The sequence below is a fragment of the Promicromonospora sp. NPDC060204 genome, assembly GCF_042728455.1.
Lineage (GTDB): Bacteria > Actinomycetota > Actinomycetes > Actinomycetales > Cellulomonadaceae > Promicromonospora.
Genome location: NZ_JBHWZO010000369.1, coordinates 1 through 4,765 on the forward strand (window position 1 = coordinate 1; position 4,765 = coordinate 4,765).

The following is a 4,765-nucleotide window of genomic DNA, read 5'->3' on the forward strand; positions in this document are numbered from 1 at the left end:
AAGAGACAGGCCCCGCACCTCGCGGTGCGGTGCCTCGTCCGGGCCCGGGCTCATCGTCAGGCCGCGGCGCGCCGCGACTCGACGAACGCGCTGCCCTTGTCCCAGAGCTCGCGGTACTTGACGTACAGCTCCTGGTTCCAGGGCTTGAGCCAGCCCGCCCAGTGGACGATGCTCGGGTCGGTCACCGTCTCCTGCGTGGGCCAGTTGTTCCAGGCCGGCTCGATCTTTCGGTACCGGGAGCCGGCGTAGCAGTTCAGGATCTCCTGGTCGTTGAGACCGTAGGTCTCCACGTACGCGACGTAGTCGGCGGTGAAGCCCTCCGACCGCATCTGCGCGAGGTCCATGAGCAGGATGCCCGCGTTGAAGCCGTCGAAGTCGTTCGGGTGCCGCTGGTACATCGCGCGGAAGAACTCGTTGGCGACGACGGGCTCCTCCGTCAGGCGGCGGCCCTGCTTCAGGATGTTGCCGAGGCCGCTGCGCACGCCGTGCCCGACGGACGGGCGGGCGGCGAGCGGGGAGCCGCCGAGCTCGATGTCGTGCAGCGTCGCGATGTCCTTGACGGTCAGCGCGTCGATGTCGTGGTAGACCACGCGGTCGAGGTCCGGGAGCAGCTCCGGCAGCAGCAGGCGGTCCATCGTGGAGACCGTGATGTGCTTGAGCATGCCGAGCACCGGCCCGTAGTCGATGTCGTCGCACGCGATCCACTCGAAGCTGACCTCGGGGAACAGGCCGGCGAGCCGGTCGTGGTCCTCCGTGGTGTGGTCGCGCGTCAGGGCGACGACGTGCAGCGGACGGTCCGAGTGCTGGACCAGACCGCCGATGACGATCTCCATCTCCTGCTTGAGGTTGCCGTCCAGCGCGACCGCCACGTTGACGACCTCACCGGTGCGCGGCGCCGTGGCCGGCGTCAGCACGCGCGACGCGCGCGCCGTCCGGCACGCCTCGTCGACGTCGAAGGACGCGGTCAGCTTCATGATCGGGGCGGCGAACCGCTCCTCGGCCAGGGCGACCTCCGGCGCGACGGTCTTGAGCCACTCGGCGTAGACCTCCTCGCGCGACGCGCCCTGGAGCACGAGGGCCATCGCCGGCGCGAGCAGACGACGGATGCGCTCGCGCATCTCGTTCAGGTCGTTCTCGTCGGCGTCGAGCAGGCCGGCGAACCGCACGTCGGCGCGGTTCTTCGGGGTGAACTGCACGTTCGCACCGATCGACCACGACGGCAGGTAGCAGTGCAGGCGCGAGGTGACGACCTGGCCGAACTCCGTGCGGTAGCTCTCCAGGAGCCCCAGCGCCTCGCGGACGTTCGGGCCCATCGAGGTCCAGCGGACGTCCTCGTGCACCTGCGTGATCTGGATGGCGTCGTCCGTCGGCGCCGGGGTGTCCACGTAGGCGGTGGGGCCGCCGACCGGGACCGGCGTCGCGGCGTCCGGGAACACCGTGCTGATCGTCGTGGTGAGGCAGCCCGAGAAGAAGGCCGGCACGCCGCGGGCGAGCAGCAGGTAGACCGTGTTCCAGTCACGGCAGCCGATCGGGCCGTGCGCCTTGAGGTACTCGATCGCCTCGGGCGTGAGCATGTTCGGGCGGTTCACGTGGAACGAGATGAACAGCGGGTTCACGTTCGGGTTGAACGGGAAGTCGTAGGCCAACCCGAAGATGTCCTGCATGTACCAGCCGAAGGCGATCGCCCACGTGTTCTCCGGGACGGCGTCGTAGCTCGACGAGTCACGGTTGAGGGCCATGAGCTGGACGTCGGCGCCGGGGCCGTCGATCTGCAGCTCGGGGCGCACCCGGCCCTGGAGCTCCGAGACCACGCCGACGAGCTCGTCGTCGCCGTGCAGACGCAGGTTCGCGTGGCGGACCAGGTGGCCGAGGCTCGCGATGGTCTGGACGTAGTCGCCCACGTTGGACGACGTCGTGCCCTCGTCCGGCTGCTTGTAGTCGATGACGCCGAACGACACGCGCCCCTGCGGGACCGTGGCGGTCTGCGGCGTGATCGCGCGCGACGTGAAGTCGGCCAGCAGCTCGATGCGGCGGGTCAGCGCCTCGTCGGCGTCGCCGGCCTCGCGGGCCGCGTCGATCGCACGGGAGGCGGCCGTGTACTCCTTCACGGCGAAGAAGATGGACGCCATGTTGTACAGGGGCTTGGCGCCCTGCACCACGCCCTGGTCGATCCACTTGACGACCTCGTCCACGACACCGAGCTGGCCCACCTGGGCGGCGGTGCGGAGGAACTCGACCGGCGCGTTCCGGGCCACGGCGTCGCGCGGCACCTCGGAGAACAGGTCCCAGGCGAGGTCGTAGGTCCCGGCGTGGCGGGCGACGAGCGCTCCACCGAGCGCACCGGCGACGCGGGTCTCGGGCTGGCTGTGCAGCGAGTGGCACAGCGCGCGGGCGCCCACGAGGACCTCGGCGTTCAGCTTGCGCGTGAACCGGCCGCGGATCAGCTTGACCACGGCGTCGGTCAGCGGGACGCCGGACCGCAGGCTGCGCGTGAGCTCGGCGTCGGCGGCCAGACGCTTGGCGGCGTGGACGTACTGGCGCTTCGCCCGCACCTCCTCCTCGGGCAGCGTGCCGGGCTCGAGGCCGAGGACGACCTCGGTCATCTGGCGGTACGAGCCGCGCAGGCGCGCGGCGGCCTTCTCGTTGACCGTCGGCTTGACCGACGACCCCGAGGACGGTGCCTTCGCAGCTGCCTCGGCGGACTTCTTGGGTTGCGGCGCGCTGGTGCCGGCCCAGCGATCAGCCGTCCTGGCGATTTTGCGAAGTGCGCGACGGCGCAGGCTCCGGCCTCGAACGTTCATCCATATACCTTTCTCGGGGTCGGCGAGCTGGGCGCTCAAGCCGGGAACGATCGTACCGTCCAGGCCGATCCTGAGGTCCCACAGGCGCCACATGCCACGTAAACTTCTCGTTTGCCATCGGCGCGGGCACGTAGGCTCGGTCGAATGACCAGCCCTGTGCGCACATCCACGCAGATCGACGTCATCGCCGATGACTACGTCAAGCGTCTCACTGAACTCGCCCCTTTGTCCGCCACAGCCATGGGCCTGCCCGGACACGACCACGAGATCGGCGACCTTTCGCCCGCCGGACACGACGCGCTGGCCCAGGCTGGGCGGGACGTCCTGGCGCGGCTCGACGGCGTGCAGCCCGCCGACGACGTCGACCGGGTCACGCTGTCCGCGATGCGCGAGCGGGTCGGGCTCGACCTGGAGCTCCACGCGGCCGGCGAGGGCCTGCGCGACCTGAACAATATCGCCTCGCCCGTGCAGGGCCTGCGCGACGTCTTCGACATCATGGCCACCGACACGGTCGAGGGCTGGGAGAACATCGCGTCGCGCCTCAACGGCCTGCCGGGCGCCGTCGACGGATACATCGAGTCGCTGACGGCGGCGGCCGCGCAGGGGAACGTCGCCGCGATCCGCCAGGTGCGCGAGTGCGTTGACCAGGCGCGCGAGCTGGCCGGGAGCGACTCCTTCTTCACGTCGTTCACGCGCGGCGCCGCCGTCGACGCGGTGCTGGACGAGTCGGCCGCGTGCAGCCTGATCCGCAAGGAGCTGGAGCACGGCGCCACGGCCGCCCGCGAGGCCTACGGAAGGCTGGCGGAGTTCCTGGAGCGCGACCTGGCGCCGCAGGCGCCCGAGGCCGACGCCGTGGGCCGCGACCGCTACGCCCTGTTCTCGCGCCACTTCCTGGGCGCGCAGGTGGACCTCGACGAGACGTACCAGTGGGGCCTGGAGGAGCTCGCGTCCATCGTGGCCGAGCAGGAGCAGGTCGCCGCGCAGATAGCCGGGCCAGGCGCCACGGTCGAGGAGGCGGTGGCCGTGCTCGACGCCGACCCCGCGCGCAAGCTCCTGGGCACCGACGCCCTCAAGGCCTGGATGCAGGAGACGTCGGACGCCGCGATCACCGCGCTGAACGGCACCCACTTCGACGTCCCCGAGCCCGTGCTCGACCTGGAGTGCATGATCGCGCCGACCCAGTCGGGCGGCATCTACTACACCCCGCCGAGCGACGACTGGTCCCGGCCGGGCCGGATGTGGTGGGCCGTGCCGGCCGGCGTCACGGAGTTCAACACGTGGCGCGAGAAGACGACCGTCTACCACGAGGGCGTCCCGGGGCACCACCTCCAGTGCGGCCAGGCCGTGTTCGCGCGCGAGACGCTGAACACCTGGCGGCGGCTGGCCTGCTGGGTCTCCGGCCACGGCGAGGGCTGGGCCCTGTACGCGGAGCGCCTCATGGCCGACCTCGGCTACATGGACGACCCGGGCGACCGCCTCGGCATGCTCGACGCGCAGCGCCTGCGCGCGGCCCGCGTGGTGTTCGACATCGGCGTGCACCTCGGCAAGCCCGCCCCGGAGCAGTGGGGCGGCGGCACCTGGACCGCCGAGAAGGGCTGGCCGTTCCTGCTGGCCAACGTGAACATGCCCGAGCAGTTCGTGCGGTTCGAGTTCAACCGGTACCTCGGCTGGCCGGGGCAGGCGCCGTCGTACAAGGTGGGGCAGCGCCTGTGGGAGCAGACGCGCGACGCCGCGAAGGCGGCCGTGCCGGCGGGCCAGGAGTTCGACGCGAAGGCGTTCCACGCCCGGGCGCTCAACCTCGGTTCCGTGGGCCTGGACACCCTCCGCGAGGCGCTGGCCTGAGTTCTCGGGCCGCCGCGTGTCAGACGTGCAGGCCCCTCGGGGGTCCAGGACGTCTGACACCTGTCCCGGGTCACGTTAGACAGATCTCGTATTTGGTGTTTCGTGCGGCCGCCTTGACGTTA

The 4,765-nt window shown here is 70.8% G+C and carries 2 protein-coding genes; one reads left to right on the plus strand and one right to left on the minus strand.

The window, feature by feature from the left end; translation table 11 throughout:
• Nucleotides 1-56: 56 nt before the first annotated feature.
• Nucleotides 57-2,801, minus strand: a complete 2,745-nt coding sequence (locus tag ACFWEJ_RS27350) for a glycosyltransferase family 8 protein (protein WP_377232324.1) — start codon at nucleotides 2,799-2,801, stop codon at nucleotides 57-59.
• 144 nt (nucleotides 2,802-2,945) lie between these two features.
• On the opposite strand from ACFWEJ_RS27350, the gene ACFWEJ_RS27355 reads away from it, so the two are divergent.
• Nucleotides 2,946-4,643: a DUF885 domain-containing protein gene (locus ACFWEJ_RS27355; protein WP_377232325.1), complete on the plus strand. Its 1,698-nt coding sequence runs from the start codon at nucleotides 2,946-2,948 to the stop codon at nucleotides 4,641-4,643.
• Nucleotides 4,644-4,765 lie beyond the last annotated feature (122 nt).